Here is a 20222-nt window from a genome sequence, read left to right as displayed (position 1 = left end):
GCTGGTCGCATATCAAATACAGGTTGAACCGCATTGCTCCCGCTGATCGAACCATCGTCACCCGTTAGCGCCGTTCTGACCCTGAGCGTTGTTGCCGTAATGTTCTTTATGTTTGTGCGCGAGGTCTATCCAACCGAAGTCGTTGCCATCATGGGGGCTGCGCTGATGCTGCTTTTGGGTGTCCTGCCCTATGACGACGCGCTTGCAGTACTGTCCAACCCAGCCCCCTGGACGATTGCGGCCATGTTCATCATCATGGGGGCGCTGGTGCGCACGGGCTCGCTTGAAGTGTTGACGCAAATTGCGGAACGCTATGCAAAGACACATCCGAAATCGGCGGTTGCCGGCGTGATCCTGTGCGTGATGGGGGCTTCTGCGATCATGAACAACACCCCTGTCGTAGTGGTCATGATTCCGGTTGTTGTTCAACTCAGCCAGACGCTGGGCGCAAAAGGGTCAAAATTACTGATCCCGCTCAGCTACGCGGCGATAATGGGCGGTTCACTCACCCTGATCGGGACATCGACAAATCTTCTTGTCGATGGGGTCGCGCGCGGGCAGGGGCTCGAGCCCTTCACGATCTTCGAAATTTTCCCGATCGGCGTTGTAGTCTGTATCTGGGGACTTTTATACATGTCCGTTCTGGCGCCGCGGCTCTTACCGGACCGGGACAGCATGGCCAATATGCTTTCGAACCGGTCCAAGATGAAATTTTTCACCGAAGCTGTAATTCCGCCGGAAAGCAACCTGATCGGGCGTGATGTCCTGAGCGTGCAGCTTTTCAAACGCGACGGTGTGCGTCTGATCGACGTCATTCGCGGGGATGCCTCGCTCAGGCGCAACCTCAAGGACGTTGCCTTGCAGGTCGGGGATCGCGTGGTGTTGCGGACCCAGATGACGGAACTGCTGAGCCTTCAGACCACCAAGGAACTAAAGCGCGTGGATCAGGTTTCGGCAGTGGAAACATCAACTGTGGAAGCGCTGATCACACCGGGGTGCCGAATGGTGGGGCGCTCACTGGGAGACATGCGCCTTCGTCGCCGGTATGGTGTTTATCCGCTGGCCGTGCATCGGCGCAATCAGAACATCGGGCGTCAGCTTGATGATCTGGTGGTCAAAATCGGTGATACCTTGTTGCTCGAGGGTGCGCCGGACGATATCCAGCGTCTCGCCGCAGAAATGGATATGGTCGATGTGTCCCAGCCCTCAGCGCGCGGCTTTCGCCGAAGTCACGCGCCTATCGCCATTCTGGCACTGGCGGGCATTGTCCTACTGGCGGCCTTCAACGTAGCGCCAATTTTGCTTTTGGCCGTCCTGGCGGTGGCCTTGGTGCTGGTCACCGGCTGCATTGACGCAGATGAGGCGTTTTCTTTCATTGACGGTCGTTTGTTGGCGCTGATCTTTGCAATGCTCGCCGTGGGTGCGGCCTTGCAGCATTCCGGCGCGGTGGCCCTTATTGTTGATGGGGTATCACCCGCGCTGATGAACATGCCACCAACGCTGGTGGTTTTGGTGGTGTTTTTACTGACCTCCACCTTTACCGAAGTAGTGTCCAACAATGCGGTAGCGGTGATCATGACGCCCTTGGCCATCGGTTTGGGATCTGCCTTGGGGCTCGATCCGCGCCCTCTGGTTGTTGCCGTCATGATTGCCGCTTCATGTGCCTTTGCCACGCCGATTGGCTATCAGACCAACACGCTGGTTTATGGACCGGGAGGGTACAAATTCACCGATTTCATGCGCCTTGGCATCCCCTTGAATCTCAGCATGGCGCTGATTGTATCCACGATCATTCCGCTGATCTGGCCGCTTTGAGCGGGCAGCGCATTTCACGCTAGAGTTGATGTGACAGGATGGCGACGCAAAAGGCCGCGAAAACGGCCGGAAACAGAATGCGGCTGAACCGATCCATGGTCGCGGCCGTGCTTTCGCGCTGTTTCGAGACAAGAAAACCAGTGCTCAAGGACTGCAACAACGCCAGGAACACCAAAAATGTGGCGCCTGCGATGTAACGATCCAAGGTGGTGAAATATCCTAGTCTGGGCAGCAGGTTTGTTGTCGCAAAAATAAAAGCGATCATGGTGAGAACAGAAGTGGCGGACAGACCGACCTTGGTGCCGAACTCGCTGGGCTCGATCCAAAAGACGCACCAAGACATAATGACGATCATCGCGATTGGAAAAAGGATTTTCCAGACATAATAGGACAGGAACCGTTTGGCAGAAATCGTTACGGTTAAGCCTGCATGCATTTGTTGCATGGCATGTATTTGCACCTCATCAGCATGCGCGCTCACATTCGTCACGGCCCAGTCAGAAATGTTCATCCGGCTGCTCCCGCCCGAGAACACTTCGTCGTTTTTGATCGTCAGTTTGTCCAGACCCCATTCAAGGGCAAAAAACTCAAGATCGATTTCCTGTTTGTCAAAAGGGAATTCTCGCAGGGTGACGTAGCTTGCAAATGTCCCGGATATCCGCTGAATGATAATCGCCTTGCCTCCTTCATCAACGCTTACGCTATCCGGCCACCGTTGGAATAGCCGTCCTGAATTGCGCAAAACCAACGTTGGAAACCAAATATCTTCTGACTCCAATCTGCATCCCGCAAAAGGGGCAAGGCGCGGATCCGTCCACGCCAATTTGACCGCCAGATCAACGCTGATGGTTTGGTCCACATCGTTGATTTCGGTGATATCCATGATCCGCATGCCGACGGTCACTTCTGTCGGTGGACCATCTGAGTTCGGGCGGACATCGATCCGGTAGTTTGTAAGAGAACAAATGTCAGCATCGGCCGTCACATGCTCCTCGGCCAACAGAGGAAACCCCATTACCAAAAGCAAAAGGAGAACCATGATTTTCGAAAAGCCGCGTTGCAAATCCATTCTTATCCCATGTCTTGTCAGGTCATCTTATGTGCCCTTGCCGGCATCAATTTGTGTGCCATTGCACAACCTTTCTCGATTTTGTCCGAGAAAACAAAGGTTTTTGATCAGCGTCCGGGTTTCAATCGTTCTGTGGAGGCGTTACAGCGGCCAGACGAAGAGGATCGTTGGAATGGAAACCGCAACGATGATCACCTCCAAAGGCAAACCCATCCGCCAGTAATCACCGAATTTGTAACCGCCCGGTCCAAGGATCAGAGTATTGTTCTTGTGGCCAATCGGGGTCAGGAACGCACTGGATGCGGCAACCGCAACCGCCATCAAGAATGGGTCCGGGGACACGCCAAGCGACTGTGCCATCTGGATCCCCACGGGCGCCGCCACAATCGTGGTTGCCGTGTTATTGAGCACATCGGACAGGGTCATGGTGACAATCATCAGCACTGTCAGAACTGCCCAGGCTGGCAAGCCGTGCGTCCACGATAACAATGCGCCGGCGATCAATTCGGTTCCGCCAGAACTTTCAAGAGCGGCGCCAAGCGGGATCATGGAACCGAGCAGGACAACAACTGGCCAGTTGATATGATCATATAATTCGCTCAAGGGCACGATGCGGGTCAAAACATAAGCCACGACAACCAGACCGAGCGCGATCGGCAAATAGAGCAACCCAAAACTGGCGGCGATCACGGCGCCAGCGAACAATCCGATGGCCAGCCAGACCTTGCTATTTTCCGTCACTGCAAGACCGCGATCCGCCAGCGGCAGGCAGCCCAACCAATCGGTCACATCTTGTCCTGTGTCGCGAGGGACCAGTAACAACAAAATATCACCTGTACGGACTTCAGTTTTGCGCAGGTGCTTCGTGATCCTCTGGCCTTGCCGGGAAATGCCCAGCAGCACGCTGCGCTGTCGCCATGCAAGGCCGATAGCCTGAGCCGTCTTGCCGTTGATGCGCGCGGTTTCGGTCACGACAACTTCGATGATTTCGACGCCGTCACCATCTGCGCGCAGGGCTTCTTCGCGCTTTGTGTCCGCAATTGCCAGATCCAGACTTGTGCGGAATTCGTCCAGTGCCTCTGGGGTGGCTTCCAGAACGAGGGCGTCGCCTTTTTGCAGGACCGCGTTCCGGGCCTGACCGTAGCGTCTCTTGCCGTCCCTGATCAGCCCCAGGATCGCCACATCCGCTTTGTCGGCTGGCTCGCTCAGTTCCGAAACCCTTTTGCCGATGTGTTTACTTTCGTCTGGGACGGTCAATTCGGCAATGTATTGGGAAATATCCTGTGGGGCCGTGTTTGTCTCGTCGCTTTGCGGGATCAGACGCCACCCGATCAGCGCAACAAAGACCAGTCCGGCCAAGGCAGCGACTCCTCCTACGGGCGCAAAGTCAAACATCGCAAATGGCGCGCCCAGGGACTCTTCTCGGATGGACGCAATAATGATGTTTGGTGGGGTGCCGATCAGTGTTGCCATACCCCCCAAAATAGTCGCAAAACTGAGCGGCATCAGGCTCAATCCCGGTGAGCGCCCGGCTTTGCGTGCGGTTTGTATGTCAACGGGCATGAGCAACGCGAGTGCGGCGACGTTGTTCATGAACGCAGACAAGACGGCACCGATGGCACCCATCAGCGCGATATGTGCGCCCAAGCTACGCGAGGCATCAACCAAGGTACGGGTGATCAAGAATACTGCGCCCGAACGGACCAACCCGGCCGAGACCACAAGCACAAGCGCGACCACCAATGTTGCTGGATGCCCAAAGCCTGAAAATGCGTTTTCTGTGGGCACCACGCCCAGAACGACACCAATCATCAACGCGGAAAAAGCCACGATATCGTAACGGAACCGGCCCCAGAGGAGCAAGCCAAAGACGGCGCCAAAGAGGGTGAACAGAATGATTTGGTCAGAAGTCACGCCTTGATGCCCCACGCTCTTGATTTCAAGATTTTTTTGCCTCAACTGCGGTTATGTCTGATTTGAACTTCATAATCACCAACGGATTTTCGACCGCGCTGGAAGAGGCCGGGAAGCTGGGACCACGGGCGGCCTCCAAGGCGAAACTGCGGATTTTTGGGTTGATCAGGTATCTGCGCGGGATTGAACACAGTTGGCGCAGGGCAGACCATCTGCGCTGGAGCCATATAGAACAATCGCGCCATATTAGACAGGATTATCCGCCGCCAGAATTTGGTGCGTTTCTATGCAACTTTGAAAAGCCCGTTCTGTTTCAGTCTGTTAAAGGCTTAAACGACCCTGACTCTCAGGGCTATTTTGCCCGTTTCCGGTCGCGCAAATTTGAGTTGGCAAGTGTCGTGCTCTACACTGAACAGCCAGATCGGCGCATGGCTTTCTTGTCGGTTGGCACGCTGGCTGATTGTGATCGACGATTGTCCGATTTGCGTGACGCAAAGCGTGCAAGACAGCTGATTTCACAGGTGCGCGCGCTTCCAAAGCCTTAATGCATCGCTCTGTGAAGCCTTGACACGAAGGCACTTATTTCATATCTGTTGTCTTGTGAGGCAACATACCTTCAAGTCGTAAGAAAAGATGGTGATCTATGACTGAAATGAACGTCAATGCGGGCACGGAGACCAAACCAACTCACCGGGCGGTCAGGCGCAAAGCCTCCAGGACGGCAAAGACCTCCGATGTGACCCTTGCGCCACTGAATGAACAGGGGCATCAAACCACGTTCGAAGCCCTCAGCCCGGGCGAGAAAAACGCAATTTTCCGCGATGTTGGCGAGGAATTGGCGCGGACATTGGGCGCGCAGGTGATTGCGCAGATGCTCAAGGAAACACCTCTCAGCGGGCGTGAAATTGGCGCAAGACTGGGTTTTGATCACACCGCGCTGTCGCGCATCGCGCGCGGAGAGTCCAAGACCGGACCAACGTTGTGGAAGCTTTATGCTCTGGCTGAAGCGTTGGGCTACCGAATCGAGCTGAATGCTATCAAAAAGTGATTTCCGCGACTTTGCTGTCTGACGCGCTTATCCTGGGTCCCGCAATTTGGGCTTGCTCCTATCTATTGCGGTCGCGTTGGTACGAACGGCAGGCCGATCAACTGGCCACAGGGGGCGTTGACGCACAGACCGTTCAGTTGAAACGTGAAGAAGCGCGTTATTTTCAGGATTTTGCGCGGGTCATGCCAAATTGGATGCTTGCTGCACTGACCTTGGGTTTGGGCTTGCGGCTTATACTGACCATCCTGGCACTTTGGACCTTATAGCCACAGGGGTTGAGCGTTCTTTGTCAGGCGGATAAACACTTCCAAAACCAAAGAATGGGAAGTTCCAATGGCCGGCCACTCAAAATGGGCAAACATCCAGCACCGCAAAGGGCGACAGGATGCTGTGCGCGCAAAACTGTTCTCGAAATTCAGCAAAGAAATTACCGTGGCGGCCAAGATGGGCGACCCTGATCCGGACAAGAACCCACGGTTGCGTTTGGCCATTAAAGAGGCCAAGTCCCAATCCATGCCAAAGGACAACATTGATCGTGCGATCAAGAAGTCCCAGGCGGGGGACGGTGATGATTACGAAGAAATCCGTTACGAGGGCTATGGCCCGAATGGTGTGGCCGTGATTGTCGAGGCGATGACGGATAACCGCAACCGAACAGCTTCTACGGTTCGCTCGACCTTTACCAAGAATGGGGGCAATCTTGGAGAAACCGGCAGTGTGGGTTTTATGTTCGACCGCAAAGGCGAAGTGACCTATGGCGCAGATGCGGGGGATGCAGACAGCGTCATGATGGCGGCCATTGAAGCGGGCGCTGAGGATGTCGAAAGTGCGGAAGACAGCCATGTAATCTGGTGTGCCGATACCGATTTGAACGACGTCGCAACGGCATTGGAGACCACGCTGGGCGAGTCCGAGAGTACTAAACTGGTTTGGAAGCCGACCATCACGACCGAGATGGATCTTGAAAGCATGCAAAAGCTGATGAAACTGATTGACGCGCTTGAGGATGATGATGACGTTCAGCGTGTCACGACGAACTTTGATGCATCCGATGAGGTAATGGCAGAGTTATAGGACGCGGCGCCATTTTGACACTTGCAAGGCGGACCCGAATGCAAGTGCGGCTTTTATTAGTGCCTGCCTGGCGCAAACTAACTATCGGGTCTGGTTGCAGTCCGTGCAAAACAGCATGCGGGCGTAATCTGACCAGCTTTGGGTTTGAGGGATCGTTTTGCGGCGCGAATTGCGATTGATGCGTTTCATCAAGTTTTTCAAATTCGTCAACTTTTTACGTGCACCACTGCCGCCGGCTTCGCTTTGAACGGCCAGAATTTTCTTTTGGGTGTGCAACGCAGATTCTATCATTTCGATATCGTCTGCGGTCAGATCCAAACTGTGTAAGTTATTTAACATTTGAAACACATCCTTATTACTCTCCTCATCATATGGGGAACAATTATATATACGCCAATCATCAAGGATCAGATTTTTGTGATTAAACTTAACGCATCACACTTGTGTGAGAGTTTTGAACGAGATGTTTCAGTGCAGCGGTTCTGATCCCCTGTGTAAGGGGGGTCAGAGCCGCGGACATTAACCGGCTGGATTGCCAATAAAGACCCACGTCCAATGGCGCATCGGGGATCACTGGCACGAGGGTACCGCGTTTGAGGTGACCCTCCACAAGAGAGAGCGGATTGAGTCCCCACCCGAGCCCGGCAAGAGCGGCATCGATAAAGGCATGGGTGGAGGGCAGTTGATGTGCCGGTGGCGTTAACTTTACCTCGGTGACTTGCGCGATCCAGCGATGTTGCAGTTTGTCTTTTGAATTGAAGGTCAGGATCGGCGCGCGCGCGAGGGTTGTTGCGGTGATCCCGGCGTCGAACCATCGTTTCATGAAATCCGGACTGGCAGTCGCGATGTAGCGCAGCGATCCCAGGTCTTGGCAGTTACAGCCTGACACCGCACGCGCTTCTCCTGTCACCGCCGCGCTGACCGCCCCGCGCAGCAACCAGTCTGAAGAAGTGTCCTGATCATCAATTACTAGCTCAAACAGCATATCAGGTGCTTGTGACAGTGCTGGTACAAGCCATGTGGCGAGGCTGTCCGCATTCACAGCGATCCGGACGCGCGGCGCGGCTGCGTGAGATGTCGGGGCGATATCGCGCCTGACGTGAGATTCCAGCAAAGCAACGTCGTCTGCGTGACGCGCCAACTTAACACCAGCGGGTGTCGGCAGGCAGGGTTGGCCACGATAGATCAAGGTGGTGCCCACTGACTCTTCCAAGGTTTTGATGCGCTGCGAAATCGCCGACGGTGTGACGTTCAGCTGCGCGGCGGCTGCCTCAAAACTGCCACAACGTACAATGGACGCCAGGGCGGCCAGCTGATGCGGGTCAATTGGCATTAGTAATTCTTACTTGAAGTTAGTATGTTTAATTTGATTAATGCCGCGCCCGCTTTTAGTCAATCCGAGACCCTGATAGGAGCTTCGCCGTGTTTGATACCTTTGTTCCCGGTTTTTTGCTAAGTCTCTCATTAATCGTGGCGATTGGTGCCCAAAATGCTTTTGTGCTGCGGCAGGGACTGCGCCGTGAGCATGTGTTCTGGGTGTGCCTGACCTGTGGAATGTCCGATGCTATTTTGATTGCAAGCGGGGTGGCTGGTTTTGGCGCTTTGGCGGAAAGGTTGCCATGGTTCGAAATGGCAATGCGCTATGGCGGCGCGGCGTTTTTGCTGTGGTATGGATGGCGCAATGCGCGCTCGGCCTGGAGGGGGGGGCACGCGCTGCAGACCGATGGCGCAGCAGTGAAACCCTTGCTGTCCACACTCCTCACACTATTGGCGATCACATGGCTGAACCCACATGTCTATCTGGACACAGTTGTCCTGCTTGGGTCGATCTCGGCGCAATATGAAGACCGGTTCCTGTTCGGCACGGGCGCAGTTTTGGCCAGCATCAGCTTTTTTTTCGCACTGGGGTACGGTGCGCGGATTCTGGCCCCACTTTTTGCCCGCGCGGCCAGCTGGCGCGTCCTGGATGGGTTAATAGCGCTTACAATGTGCGCCATCGCGGCCGGGTTATTGTGGGCATAAGCCCTTGCGGATTGCAGAAAAACACGGTGTCTATGGCAGATGGCTATCCATACCTCACATCGTCCGGTTGTTGGCATCTTTTGGATGTTCGTTACGGGTCTGTGTTTTGTTGCTGTGACCGCATTGGTGAAGTACATCGGGCCACGTTTACCGCCGGTCGAGATGGCGTTTCTTCGCTACTTGTTAGGGCTGGTGTTCTTAATCCCAGCGATTGGATCCTTGCGTCAAACACGTCTTAGCAAACGACAATGGGGGCTATTCGGGGTTCGTGGGCTGGTGCACGGGTGCGGCGTGATGCTGTGGTTTTATGCGATGGTGCGCATTCCCATCGCAGACGTGACCGCGATGAATTATCTGGCTCCTGTATACGTGACCATCGGTGCCGCCTTGTTCTTGGGCGAAAAGCTGGCGTTTCGACGCGTGTTGGCCGTTATGGCGGCGTTGATTGGTGCGCTGATCATCCTGCGACCAGGGTTTCGCGAAGTTAGTAGTGGCCATCTGGCGATGCTGCTGACGGCCGTCCTATTTGGCGTATCCTATTTGACGGCAAAGGTGATGGCGGATGAGGTCAAACCATCCGTCGTGGTCGCAATGCTCTCTATTTTCGTCACGATTGTGTTGGCGCCTTTTGCTCTTGCGGTTTGGGTCACACCGACGCTTGGGGATCTGGCGCTGCTGTTTTGTGTGGCGTGTTTTGCGGTTGCGGGGCACTACACGATGACACTGGCTTTTGCCGCCGCACCCCTTACCGTCACGCAACCTGTGACCTTTGCCCAGCTGATTTGGGCGGTTTTGATTGGATATCTGATCTTCGGTGAAGCCGTTGATGTCTGGGTTCTTATCGGTGGCGTCGTGATTTTGGGCTCGGTGGTTTTTATCACATGGCGCGAAGCGGTTTTGAAGCGTGGCGAAACAACTCCCACAGTCCACGCGACCAAGGTGTAGTTTTTGTTGATTGACTGATCAATAAAAAAACCGTTATTTGATCCTCGCTGCTTGCAATGGGGAATCTTATGCCGAAAATTGGAATGGAACCGATCCGTCGGTCTGCGCTCGTAGATGCGACGATTGCGGAACTCGCCTCCAGAGGTTCCATGGACGTAACGGTTGGCCAAATCGCCAAACGTGCGGGGATGTCCACGGCCTTGGCGCATCACTATTTCGGCGGCAAGGACCAGATATTCCTGGCAGCGATGCGCCAGATCCTAAGGGATTTTGGGGTTGAAGTGCGTCGGGGTTTGAGCGTGGCAAGGTCGCCAAAAGACCGGGCTGTCGCCCTGATTGAAGCCAGTTTTTCGCCGACCTGTTTTGCGCCAGACACGGTGAGCGCGTGGATGACGCTTTATGCGCAAGCGCAAACCAATCGGGATATGCTGCGCCTTTTGCAACTATATCAAAGGCGGTTGAAATCCAACCTGAGCCATGCGCTGCGCCCCTTGCTTGATGACCCGGGAGCGGCGGCTGAAACACTGGCTGCGCTGATCGACGGTCTCTATTTGCGCGCGGCGCTGTCGCGATCCCAGAGTCCGGATGCGGCGCGGCGAACCGCACTTGAGGCTCTTAACCTTCTGCTAGATACGCGCACATGAGCCGGCCCAATATTCTTATCCTGATGGTCGATCAGTTGAACGGAACGCTTTTCCCCGATGGTCCTGCTGACTGGCTGCATGCGCCCAACCTTAAAAAACTGGCCGCACGCTCCACCCGTTTCAAGAACAGTTACACGGCCTCACCACTTTGCGCGCCCGGTCGCGCGGCGTTCATGTCGGGGCAGTTGCCTTCGGCCACAGGCGTTTACGATAACGCGGCAGAATTCCCGTCTTCCGTGCCGACCTATGCGCATCACTTGCGTCGTGCCGGTTATCAGACCTGCCTGTCAGGCAAGATGCACTTTGTCGGCCCGGATCAATTGCACGGTTTCGAGGAACGCCTCACGACGGATATTTACCCTGCCGATTTCGGCTGGACGCCGGATTATCGCAAACCGGGCGAGCGGATCGATTGGTGGTATCACAACATGGGTTCCGTGACGGGTGCCGGGGTTGCCGAGATTTCGAACCAGATGGAATATGACGACGAGGTTGCATTCAACGCGACGCGCAAATTGTATGATCTGTCACGCGGCGCGGATGAGCGCCCTTGGTGTTTGACCGTCAGTTTCACGCATCCGCACGACCCCTATGTCGCGCGCAAGAAATACTGGGACCTCTATGAGGATTGCGGGCATCTGTTGCCAGAAATTCCGGCCTTTGACTACGAGGATCAGGACCCCCACAGCAAACGTATCTTTGATGCGAACGACTGGCGCAGCTTCGACATTTCCGAGACGGACATAAAACGGTCCCGTCAGGCCTATTTCGCCAACATCAGCTATCTGGACGACAAGGTCGGCGAGATACTGCAAACCCTCGAGGATACGCGGCAAGAGGCGATCATCCTGTTTGTTTCCGATCACGGCGACATGCTGGGGGAGCGTGGTCTGTGGTTCAAGATGTCTTTTTTTGAAGGATCGTCCCGCGTGCCGCTGATGATCTGCGCACCGCAGATGGCACCGGGCCTGCACACCACACCGGTCTCGAACATCGACGTTTGTCCGACGCTATGCGATCTGGCAGGCGTTTCGATGGAAGAAGTCTTGGAATGGACCACCGGCGCGTCTCTTGTCCCTATGGGGCAGGGTGTCGAGCGGACCGAACCCGTGGCAATGGAATACGCGGCAGAGGCCACATATGCGCCGATGGTGTCGTTGCGCTATGGCAGGTGGAAATACAACCGCTGTGCGCTGGACCCCGATCAGCTCTTTGATCTGGACGCGGACCCTCATGAGTTAAGAAACCTTGCGGACGTCCCAGAGCATCAAGGCACATTGAGCCAGCTCAAGGCGAAATCCGAGGCCCGATGGGATTTGGACGCCTATGACGCGGATGTGCGCAAGAGCCAGGCGCGGCGATGGGTTGTTTATGACGCGCTGCGTCAGGGCGGGTATTTTCCGTGGGATTACCAGCCGCTGCGCGCAGCCTCAGAGCAATACATGCGCAACCATATGGATCTCAATATTCTCGAAGACAGCAAGCGTTTTCCCCGTGGGGAATGACGCTGTTTTAGATTTGACACACGCCTGATGAAAGACCCGCTATGACCAATTCAACACAACCCAAGGCCAGCCATTTCATTAATGGCGCCTATGTCGAAGATACTTCGGGCACGGCGATCCCGGTGATTTACCCTGCAACGGGAGCGGTCATCGCGACCGTCCATGCCGCCACTCCGGAAATCATTGAGAAGGCTTTGGCAACTGCGCAAGACTCGCAGCAAGCCTGGGCGGCCATGACTGGTACCGAACGTGGCCGTGTTCTGCGCCGTGCCGCGGATATGATCCGCGCGCGCAACCATGAGCTCTCCGTTCTGGAAACCTATGATACCGGTAAACCCTATCAGGAAACCAGTGTGGCGGATGCCACCAGCGGTGCGGATGCACTGGAATACTTTGGTGGGTTGGCAGCGACCCTGACCGGTGAGCATATCCAACTGGGCGAGGATTGGGTTTATACCCGCCGCGAACCTTTGGGCGTTTGTGTCGGTATTGGTGCCTGGAATTACCCGACGCAAATCGCCTGTTGGAAGGGCGCCCCAGCGCTGGCTTGCGGAAACAGTATGGTGTTCAAACCATCTGAAACCACGCCGCTTTGCGCGTTGAAGTTCGCGGAGATACTGCACGAGGCCGGGTTACCAGCCGGTGTCTACAACGTCATCCAAGGCATGGGCGAGGTAGGCGGCGCTCTGGTTTCGGACCCGCGCGTGGAGAAAGTATCTCTCACCGGGTCGGTTCCCACGGGTCGTAAGGTCTACGCCGCAGCCGCGACGGGGATCAAAAATGTGACCATGGAACTGGGCGGAAAATCCCCGATCATCGTGTTTGAGGACGCTGATCTCGAAAATGCGGTCAGCGGGGCAATCCTGGGGAATTTCTATTCTTCCGGCCAGGTTTGCTCAAATGGCACACGCGTCTTTGTACACACCGCCATCCGGGAGGCGTTTCTGAAGCGCCTCGGTGAAAGGCTGGCCAACGCTGTGATTGGTGACCCAATGCGGCCGGAAACGAGTTTTGGTCCAATGGTATCGGAAAACCAGATGAAGATTGTTCTGGATTACATTGCAAAAGGTAAGGCTGAGGGCGCGCGGCTTGTCACGGGCGGTGCGCGTGTGGACCGGGAAGGTTTCTATCTGCAACCGACCGTTTTCGCTGATGTGACGGATGACATGGTCATTGCACGGGAAGAGATTTTTGGACCTGTGATGGCAGTGCTCGATTTCAGCGATGAGGCGGATGTGATGGCTCGTGCAAATAATACAGAATTCGGTTTGGCCGCAGGTGTTTTTACAATGGATCTGGCGCGTGCGCATAGGGTTGCGGCCGGATTTGAAGCAGGTACCTGCTACATCAACACTTACAATGACGCACCTGTCGAGGCGCCTTTTGGGGGATCAAAATCGTCGGGGGTAGGGCGTGAAAATTCCAAAGCAGCTATCGCGCATTACAGCCAGTTGAAATCGGTCTATGTGCGCATGGGCGATTTGGAAGCGCCATTTTAGCAGATGTGATCCAAAAGAGCGCTCCAGCGCACGCCATGTTTTGTGCGCGTGCCGCGCGGTGCCATCCGGATAAGAAAGAAGAATGATGCAAGCGGATTTTGTGATTGTGGGCGCAGGCAGTGCGGGCTGTGCCATGGCGTATCGACTGGCAGAGGCAGGATCATCGGTTATTGTTATTGAGCATGGCGGCAGCGACGTCGGGCCCTTCATCCAGATGCCTGCAGCGCTTTCATACCCGATGAACATGAAACGCTATGATTGGGGGTTTTCCTCAGAGCCTGAGCCGCATTTGAACAATCGGCGTCTTGCCTGTCCGAGGGGTAAAGTGATTGGCGGATCCTCGAGCATCAACGGCATGGTCTATGTACGCGGCCACGCGATGGATTTTGACCATTGGGAAGAGCAAGGCGCTGAGGGTTGGGGGTATGCTGACGTTCTGCCCTATTACAAACGTATGGAAAGCTGGCACGACAACGGACATGGCGGGGACCCGGCTTGGCGTGGTACGGATGGCCCCCTGCATGTGAGCCGAGGCCCGCGCAAGAACCCGCTGTATCAAGCCTTTGTAGAAGCCGGGCGTCAGGCGGGGTATGAAACAACGGAAGATTACAATGGGCAGAAGCAGGAAGGTTTCGGCCCGATGGAGCAGACGGTGTGGCAAGGCCGCCGGTGGTCGGCTGCGAACGCCTATTTGAGACCGGCACTTAAACACGCCAACTGCACGCTGGTGAATGGTCTTGCGCAACGTGTCATCGTTGAAAATGATCGCGCAACGGGTATTGAAATTTGCAATGGTCGTGGTCGCGAAATCATCAAGGCCAACCGGGAAGTCGTGCTGGCGGCCTCCTCAATTAACTCTCCAAAAATATTGATGTTATCTGGTATCGGCCCGGCGGCGCATCTTGCAGAACATGGAATTGACGTCATCGCTGACCGACCCGGCGTTGGGCAGAATCTTCAGGATCATCTGGAACTCTATATTCAAATGGCAGCCAGTCAGCCCATTACGCTTTACAAACACTGGAACCCGGTGTCAAAAGCGCTGATTGGGGCTCAATGGTTGTTTACAAAAACGGGCATGGGCGCGTCCAATCAGTTTGAAAGCAGTGCTTTCATTCGGTCCCGGTCAGGTGTGCCCTATCCCGATATCCAATACCATTTTTTGCCGATTGCTGTGCGCTATGATGGCAAGGTCGCGCCAGAAGGTCATGGGTTTCAGGCCCATGTGGGGCCCATGCGATCAATATCGCGCGGCTCTGTCAGTCTGGCGTCCGCAGATCCAGATGCAGCACCGCGCATCTCTTTCAATTACATGTCTGAAGAGGAGGACTGGACGGATTTCCGGCGCTGCATTCGCCTGACCCGTGAGATCTTTGCACAGGAAGCGTTCAAACCCTTCGTAAAAAAGGAAATACAACCCGGTGCCAGCCTCCAATCGGATGAGGAACTGGATAGCTTCATCAGGGAACACGCCGAAAGTGCCTATCATCCCTGCGGCACCTGTCGCATGGGGCGGGCTGATGACCTTATGGCTGTCGTTGATCCTCAAGCGCGGGTGATTGGGGTCGAAGGTCTGCGCGTGGCTGACAGCAGCATTTTTCCAAGGATCACCAACGGCAATCTTAATGCGCCCTCGATCATGGTCGGGGAAAAAGTGTCCGATCATCTCTTGGGACGCGATCCTCTGGCTAGATCGAACGATGTGCCCTGGTTGCATCCGCGTTGGGAAACATCACAGCGTTAACCGTCTGATAACCTTGGTTAACAGTTCTTCTTGTAATGCCTGTTGTCAGATATCATATCCCACCTGTGGGAAAATTTCTGATCAGTATTTTGGTGGGAGCCTTAGCGCTTCCTTTGGCCCCGGTCGCCGCGCAGGGGCTCTCCGGTCCGGTGCGGGTCATCGACGGAGATACGATTGAGGTGGCTGATACCCGTATTCGTATACACGGGATCGATGCGCCCGAAGCAGATCAGACTTGCAAGACCGAGCAAGGCATAAACTGGAAATGCGGAGCTTGGGTGAGCGAGCAGGTTATGGCGATGTTCGCCGGTAAGCTCGCGACCTGTGAGGCTGTGACCGTCGATCGCTACAATCGCGTCGTGGCGCGGTGTCGTGTCCAAGGGCAAGATATGGGCTATGAAATTGTCAGTTCCGGCTTGGCATTTGCCTACCGCAAATATGCGCAAGACTATGTTTTGGCGGAAAAGGCTGCGGCGGTGCGTGACGTGGGTTTGCACGCAAGCCGCGTACAAAACCCGTCACAGTTTCGCCAAACGCGCGCGATCGGGAGAGTTCCACCGGATCGTGAATGCATGATCAAAGGCAATATATCGACCAAGGGCGTGAAGATTTTTCACATGCCGGGTCAGCGTGACTATGAGCGAACCGGCATTCGACCCGAAAAGGGCGAACGGTGGTTTTGTTCGCCTGTGCAGGCGCGCGATGCAGGTTGGCGCAGGGCAAAACGCTAGTCGATCTGGTAGGGTAGAACATCTCTTAGATTTGGGTCGACGCGCAGGGTCCTTTCCAGGGGTGGCAGCGCGCGTTGATGGCAGTTTGTCCGCTCGCAGATGCGGCATGAGATGCCAATAGGTTCAAATGCGCCGTCGCGTCCGAGATCCATCCCATCTGCATAAATGAGATCGCGCGCATGACGTATTTCGCAGCCCAAAGCGATGGCGTAGCGCCGTACAGGAGCCCCAAAACGGCCCGCCGGCTTTGACACATCGCGGGCCAGATTGATATAGCGCACCCCATCGGGCGTTTCAGCAAGCTGGCGCAGGAACTGGCCGGGCAATTCAAATGCCCGATGCACATTCCAGAGAGGGCAGGCCCCTCCGAAACGGGCGAATTGCAACCGTGTGGCAGAGTGACGTTTCGTGATCGTACCGGCTTGATCGACCCTGACAAAGAAGAAAGGTATCCCCTTAGACCCAGGGCGTTGCAATGTCGAAAGCCGGTGCGCAACTTGTTCGATAGAGGCACCAAAATGCCCCGCCAAAGCTTCGACATCGTGTCGGCAAGCGCTGGCTTCATTTTGAAAAACACCATAGGGCATCAGGGCGGCACCAGCGAAATAATTGGCAAGACCAAGTTTGGCAATGGCGCGCGCTTCGGCGGTATGAAACCTTGCCAGATCGAGCGTAGCCTCCAAAAGCGCTTCCTGCTTGATCAGTGCGACCTGCAACAACAATTGGAACGTCTGTGTTTCTGGTGGCGCACGTCGGGACAGCGACAATTCGTTGGTCTCGGGATCAAAGCTGCGCAGCTTGTCAGTGTCAACAAAACCAACAGTTACACCGCTATTCCCAAGGGCCGAAACTGCGGCAACACGGATATTTTTGTGCCCGCCTTCTTTTGTGGCAAAATGTTCGGCGGCGCGGTCAACAGCATCGATGTAATTGTCGCAATAGTGGAAAAAGTCACGTACCTCTTCCCAGGGGCTCGGCGTGGCGCGGGCATCTTCGCGCCCCAGTACCTCATCCAGAGATGCAAGGCGTTCTTGCATCTGGCGATAACTTCGGTGCAGTTCCAAAAAAGCATGGGCAAATGTGGGCGCATTTGAGGCGGCCAGCCTCAGATCGGCGAGGGGTGGCAGGGTTTCTGCAAAAAGCGGATCTGCAATGGCCTCTTTCATGTCACTGACCAAACGTTCGCTGTCGCCAGCGCTCAATTCTGTGACATCCAGGCCGAATTCCTGCGCCAAAGCCAGAACAACCGTTGTCGACACCGGACGGTTGTTGTTTTCCATCTGATTCAGATAGGGCAAGGAGACGCCAAGTTTGGCTGCAAAGTCCTTTTGTGTATGCCCCAGCCTCGTGCGCAATTCACGCAGTTTTGCGCCGGCATACAGTTTTTGTGTAGCCATCCCCCGAGTACCCCTTTCAGGTCGCTTTGCAACTTTGCGGATTCGCAAAAGCTATATTTGCAAAACAGTGACGGCAAGGTGCATCTTTCTTGGTTAAGATTTGGTTTAATGCCGACCCTTCAATTGGTGTATCGAGCAACGGTAAGTTGGCTGATCGGTGAGGGTTCTCCCAAAGCCAAAATCCTCGCCGTGAAGTGACGCTAGTGAAACCAAGACTGCACTGCCTGATGTCATGCCACTTTCCTTAGTCTTGGATCGGGCAAAATAAGATCACGGCCTTTCCTAGATTTATCCAAAGGGCCGCAAAAAAGGCGTCGCGGTCAACCCCAGGGCCTACCTGACGCAACTTGCGAGCTGATAACCAAAGTGCAAGTGCCTTCGACGCCAATGATCTGATCAGTTTGATCGTCCGCCCTGTCAAGCAAGCCCAAAAAGGTATTTGCTGTGTCAGGTGATGGGCAAAATGGAGTGTTCTATAACGCCAAAGGATGATTGATCCCAACTTGTGTCGGAAATTTTTTCCCAGTTTGTTTTGGTCCCGTCACGAATGTGGCTAATGGCTTTCCTGATCGCCCCTTGCGCTGGATTAGGAAATAGACGCCATCATTTTGACCGTACCTTCACGCGCAGCGCACCCAGGCTTGTCGAACATGCGGCCCGGGGGCTGTTCTAGAAGGCGTTGATGCATACGTTGCCCGATCGTAACGGTGCCCGGAGATTGTGCGCGGTAAGGGGTCAATCTTTTCAATCTGGTCGAGCGGCACGCCTCAGTGCATCAACATATCCACCAGCGTTTCCCGGCTCCAAGCTCACGCTTCCGTTTCACCTTTGTCGATCACATTCCGCTATGTGACTTGTCTCTATTGCAAGATGTGGTCTGGTTGGCCGCGGCAACCGCTTTACCGTCTCCGCCTCACGCAACAACAAAGGTTTTCCGCGCCTTGGTGGATTTACAGGTCATTGCGTATTCCTATCCCCATCCCGGCCAAGACGAACCGAACCAGACGGTCCAGCTAGAAATCAGACATCATTCAGGCATTGGGTAAGGGGTGCAGGTGAAACCGTTTTGGTACCTTCAAACCTAGAATTGATTCAGTGAGTGCTCGCCTGACCCACAATAGAGTCCGACCTGAAATCAAAAACCCAGCACTCAGACAGAAGTGGGCCAATCCAACACTGCAGAAACCGACCCAATAACTTGAGAAAAGCCGACTTGTCGACATGCACAGACCGAGATGGCGGGTTATGCACAATTGCCAACACTGGATTGGCGTTTCTGGACCTGAATTTTCCGCTTAAAAGTGCCCTTTCATCCTGAAAAGTGCTGTTTTGGCAGCCCACCTTTTCTTTCAGAGCCGCGGGTTACTGAAGAGAGATCTGCCAGTGCACCATCATGGTCTAATCGCGTGTCAAACCGTTGGGTTTTCCACCGCGAGACGCCGTTCCCGGCGATAGACCATCAGGATCGAAATCACAGCGGCCGTGGACGTCCCCAACATGATATACAGCAAAGGAAACGCGCCTGTGCCCGCACTCAGAGAGGCACCAGCCAGCACGCTCAACACCGCGCCGCCGCCAATCATGATTGCGCCCCCGAGGCCTGACGCTGAACCTGCCAGATGAGGCCGCACGGACAACATACCTGCGGTGGCATTTGGGATCACCAATCCGTTGCCAAGACCGACGAAAGTCATCAAACCGAAAAAGCTGAGGGCACTTCCATAATCGGCAAAAAAGATCATCAAAGATAAAAAGACACCGCCTGCGTTGATCAGGCTGCCGATCAGCACAAGCTTGTTCAGTCCGACGCGTTGGGCAAGCAGGCCGGTCAGCATATTGCCAAAAAAATACCCCAAGGCTGGCGCGCCGAAGTACATCCCTACCCAGAAAGGGGACAGGCCAAAGACAACTGAACCCACAAATGGCCCGCCGCCGAGATAAGCGAAAAAGGCTCCGGAACAAAAACCAGCCGCAAGCGAGTATCCCCAAAAGCGCGGCGATGTGAGAAGTTCAGGGTATTCGGCAAATTGCTGCGGCAGCGTTTTACCGCTTTTCACTGCCGTTTCCCCCAGATCAGCCCAGACGAGCCATAGCGTCAGGCCGCCCAGCAGAAAGAGAGCCCAGAAGTTTGCGTGCCAGCCAAAGAATTCGTCCAATATACCGCCGAACATTGGGCTGACCATCGGTACAATCGCCATGCCCATCGTAACATACCCGATCATGGAGGCGGCCTGATCCTGATCAAACATGTCACGCACCGCTGCGCGACTGAGCACCATGGCACTGGCCACAACGGCCTGGCTGACGCGGAAGGCGAGAAAAATCTCGGCCGTGGGCGCGAAGATGCACCCGATTGTGGCGATCATGAAAATGATCAACCCCCAGAGAAGCACGGGTCGGCGTCCGTATTTGTCCGAGATAGGGCCAATCAGGATTTGCAGACCTGCGCTTACGCCCAGATAAAGTCCGACCGACAACTGCATCGTGCTATATTCGGTCTGGAAATACTCGGTCATATTCGGCAGGCTGGGTAGGAATATATTCATGACCATCGCGGACATGCCTGCCAGCAAGATCAGCGTCACAATATGGGGCGGTGTCGTTCTGTCCAAAAAACGAATGACGGGGGGATTTCGCATCGCAAAAACCTATGCGAGTGTTGTTTTGTTGTCCACGCATAGCTGGTATGCATGAACGACTGTTTGCTGATTTGCAATATGCACCGACTGGTGTGAATATAGTTTGCAAATTTGCCAAAATGTCCTTCGATCCTGCCACGCTTGACGATATGGTGCATGCAATCAATGTAACGGGG

The 20222-nt window shown here is 54.9% G+C and carries 17 protein-coding genes; 12 read left to right on the top strand and 5 right to left on the bottom strand.

Annotated elements, in window-relative coordinates; all coding sequences use genetic code 11:
- Window positions 1-33 precede the first annotated feature (33 nt).
- Window positions 34-1815, top strand: a complete 1782-nt coding sequence (locus tag R8G34_07375; GenBank protein ID MDW3222700.1) for an SLC13 family permease — start codon at window positions 34-36, stop codon at window positions 1813-1815.
- Between the two features lie 19 nt (window positions 1816-1834).
- Here R8G34_07375 and R8G34_07370 read toward each other — a convergent pair whose 3' ends face one another.
- Together R8G34_07370 and R8G34_07365 are read right to left on the bottom strand one after the other, a co-directional pair.
- On the bottom strand, window positions 1835-2854 hold the full coding sequence (locus tag R8G34_07370) for a hypothetical protein (protein MDW3222699.1): 1020 nt from the start codon (window positions 2852-2854) through the stop codon (window positions 1835-1837).
- Between the two features lie 171 nt (window positions 2855-3025).
- Entirely contained in the window at window positions 3026-4798 is a 1773-nt protein-coding gene (locus tag R8G34_07365; protein MDW3222698.1) for an SLC13 family permease, read from the bottom strand.
- Between the two features lie 53 nt (window positions 4799-4851).
- On the opposite strand from R8G34_07365, the gene R8G34_07360 reads away from it, so the two are divergent.
- From R8G34_07360 to R8G34_07345, 4 genes are all read left to right on the top strand, one after another.
- Window positions 4852-5343, top strand: a complete 492-nt coding sequence (locus R8G34_07360; protein MDW3222697.1) for a hypothetical protein — start codon at window positions 4852-4854, stop codon at window positions 5341-5343.
- Window positions 5344-5441: 98 nt separating this feature from the next.
- The gene (locus tag R8G34_07355) at window positions 5442-5846 is read left to right on the top strand and encodes a hypothetical protein (GenBank protein MDW3222696.1); all 405 of its coding nucleotides are present in this window, start codon (window positions 5442-5444) and stop codon (window positions 5844-5846) included.
- Entirely contained in the window at window positions 5843-6112 is a 270-nt protein-coding gene (locus R8G34_07350) for a hypothetical protein (GenBank protein MDW3222695.1), read from the top strand. Before R8G34_07355 ends, R8G34_07350 begins: the two co-directional genes overlap by 4 nt.
- Window positions 6113-6179: 67 nt before the next feature.
- Entirely contained in the window at window positions 6180-6920 is a 741-nt protein-coding gene (locus tag R8G34_07345; GenBank protein ID MDW3222694.1) for a YebC/PmpR family DNA-binding transcriptional regulator, read from the top strand.
- A gap of 427 nt (window positions 6921-7347) precedes the next feature.
- Here the strand turns inward: R8G34_07345 and R8G34_07340 are convergent, their stop codons facing one another.
- The gene (locus tag R8G34_07340) at window positions 7348-8253 is read right to left on the bottom strand and encodes a LysR family transcriptional regulator ArgP (GenBank protein ID MDW3222693.1); all 906 of its coding nucleotides are present in this window, start codon (window positions 8251-8253) and stop codon (window positions 7348-7350) included.
- An 89-nt stretch (window positions 8254-8342) separates the two neighbouring features.
- Here R8G34_07340 and R8G34_07335 point away from each other — a divergent pair, with 89 nt between their 5' ends.
- The 7 genes from R8G34_07335 to R8G34_07305 all read left to right on the top strand — a co-directional run bounded on the left by R8G34_07335 (window position 8343) and on the right by R8G34_07305 (window position 16010).
- Complete coding sequence (locus R8G34_07335) at window positions 8343-8942, top strand: LysE/ArgO family amino acid transporter (GenBank protein ID MDW3222692.1); 600 nt, start codon at window positions 8343-8345, stop codon at window positions 8940-8942.
- 39 nt (window positions 8943-8981) lie between these two features.
- Window positions 8982-9887: a DMT family transporter gene (locus R8G34_07330; GenBank protein ID MDW3222691.1), complete on the top strand. Its 906-nt coding sequence runs from the start codon at window positions 8982-8984 to the stop codon at window positions 9885-9887.
- Between the two features lie 68 nt (window positions 9888-9955).
- Window positions 9956-10531 carry a transcriptional regulator BetI gene (gene betI / locus R8G34_07325; protein MDW3222690.1) on the top strand — a complete coding sequence of 192 codons (576 nt, stop codon included), beginning with the start codon at window positions 9956-9958 and terminating at the stop codon, window positions 10529-10531.
- On the top strand, window positions 10528-12036 hold the full coding sequence (gene betC, locus R8G34_07320; GenBank protein MDW3222689.1) for a choline-sulfatase: 1509 nt from the start codon (window positions 10528-10530) through the stop codon (window positions 12034-12036). Before betI ends, betC begins: the two co-directional genes overlap by 4 nt.
- A 41-nt stretch (window positions 12037-12077) precedes the next feature.
- The gene (betB, locus tag R8G34_07315; GenBank protein ID MDW3222688.1) at window positions 12078-13535 is read left to right on the top strand and encodes a betaine-aldehyde dehydrogenase; all 1458 of its coding nucleotides are present in this window, start codon (window positions 12078-12080) and stop codon (window positions 13533-13535) included.
- 85 nt (window positions 13536-13620) lie between these two features.
- Entirely contained in the window at window positions 13621-15279 is a 1659-nt protein-coding gene (betA, locus tag R8G34_07310) for a choline dehydrogenase (protein ID MDW3222687.1), read from the top strand.
- Between the two features lie 65 nt (window positions 15280-15344).
- Window positions 15345-16010, top strand: a complete 666-nt coding sequence (locus R8G34_07305; GenBank protein ID MDW3222686.1) for a thermonuclease family protein — start codon at window positions 15345-15347, stop codon at window positions 16008-16010.
- Here R8G34_07305 and R8G34_07300 read toward each other — a convergent pair.
- Entirely contained in the window at window positions 16007-17407 is a 1401-nt protein-coding gene (locus R8G34_07300) for a short-chain fatty acyl-CoA regulator family protein (GenBank protein ID MDW3222685.1), read from the bottom strand. The genes R8G34_07305 and R8G34_07300 overlap by 4 nt on opposite strands.
- A 1409-nt stretch (window positions 17408-18816) precedes the next feature.
- Complete coding sequence (locus R8G34_07295; protein ID MDW3222684.1) at window positions 18817-20046, bottom strand: multidrug effflux MFS transporter; 1230 nt, start codon at window positions 20044-20046, stop codon at window positions 18817-18819.
- Window positions 20047-20222 lie beyond the last annotated feature (176 nt).

The sequence above is a fragment of the Paracoccaceae bacterium genome (genome assembly GCA_033344815.1).
Classification (GTDB): Bacteria; Pseudomonadota; Alphaproteobacteria; order Rhodobacterales; family Rhodobacteraceae; genus Roseobacter.
The sequence above is the reverse complement of the archived record's forward strand: the minus strand, read 5'-3'. Positions and strand labels throughout refer to the sequence as shown.

Excerpts from the sequence above, each read along its gene's own strand:
- R8G34_07370 (MDW3222699.1), bottom strand. The coding sequence starts at position 2,854 with ATGGTTCTCCTTTTGCTTTTGGTAATGGGGTTTCCTCTGTTGGCCGAG.
- R8G34_07360 (MDW3222697.1), top strand. The coding sequence starts at position 4,852 with ATGTCTGATTTGAACTTCATAATCACCAACGGATTTTCGACCGCGCTG.
- R8G34_07355 (MDW3222696.1), top strand. The coding sequence starts at position 5,442 with ATGACTGAAATGAACGTCAATGCGGGCACGGAGACCAAACCAACTCAC.
- R8G34_07345 (MDW3222694.1), top strand. The coding sequence starts at position 6,180 with ATGGCCGGCCACTCAAAATGGGCAAACATCCAGCACCGCAAAGGGCGA.
- R8G34_07340 (MDW3222693.1), bottom strand. The coding sequence starts at position 8,253 with ATGCCAATTGACCCGCATCAGCTGGCCGCCCTGGCGTCCATTGTACGT.
- R8G34_07330 (MDW3222691.1), top strand. The coding sequence starts at position 8,982 with ATGGCTATCCATACCTCACATCGTCCGGTTGTTGGCATCTTTTGGATG.
- betI (MDW3222690.1), top strand. The coding sequence starts at position 9,956 with ATGCCGAAAATTGGAATGGAACCGATCCGTCGGTCTGCGCTCGTAGAT.
- betC (MDW3222689.1), top strand. The coding sequence starts at position 10,528 with ATGAGCCGGCCCAATATTCTTATCCTGATGGTCGATCAGTTGAACGGA.
- betB (MDW3222688.1), top strand. The coding sequence starts at position 12,078 with ATGACCAATTCAACACAACCCAAGGCCAGCCATTTCATTAATGGCGCC.
- betA (MDW3222687.1), top strand. The coding sequence starts at position 13,621 with ATGCAAGCGGATTTTGTGATTGTGGGCGCAGGCAGTGCGGGCTGTGCC.
- R8G34_07300 (MDW3222685.1), bottom strand. The coding sequence starts at position 17,407 with ATGGCTACACAAAAACTGTATGCCGGCGCAAAACTGCGTGAATTGCGC.
- R8G34_07295 (MDW3222684.1), bottom strand. The coding sequence starts at position 20,046 with ATGCGAAATCCCCCCGTCATTCGTTTTTTGGACAGAACGACACCGCCC.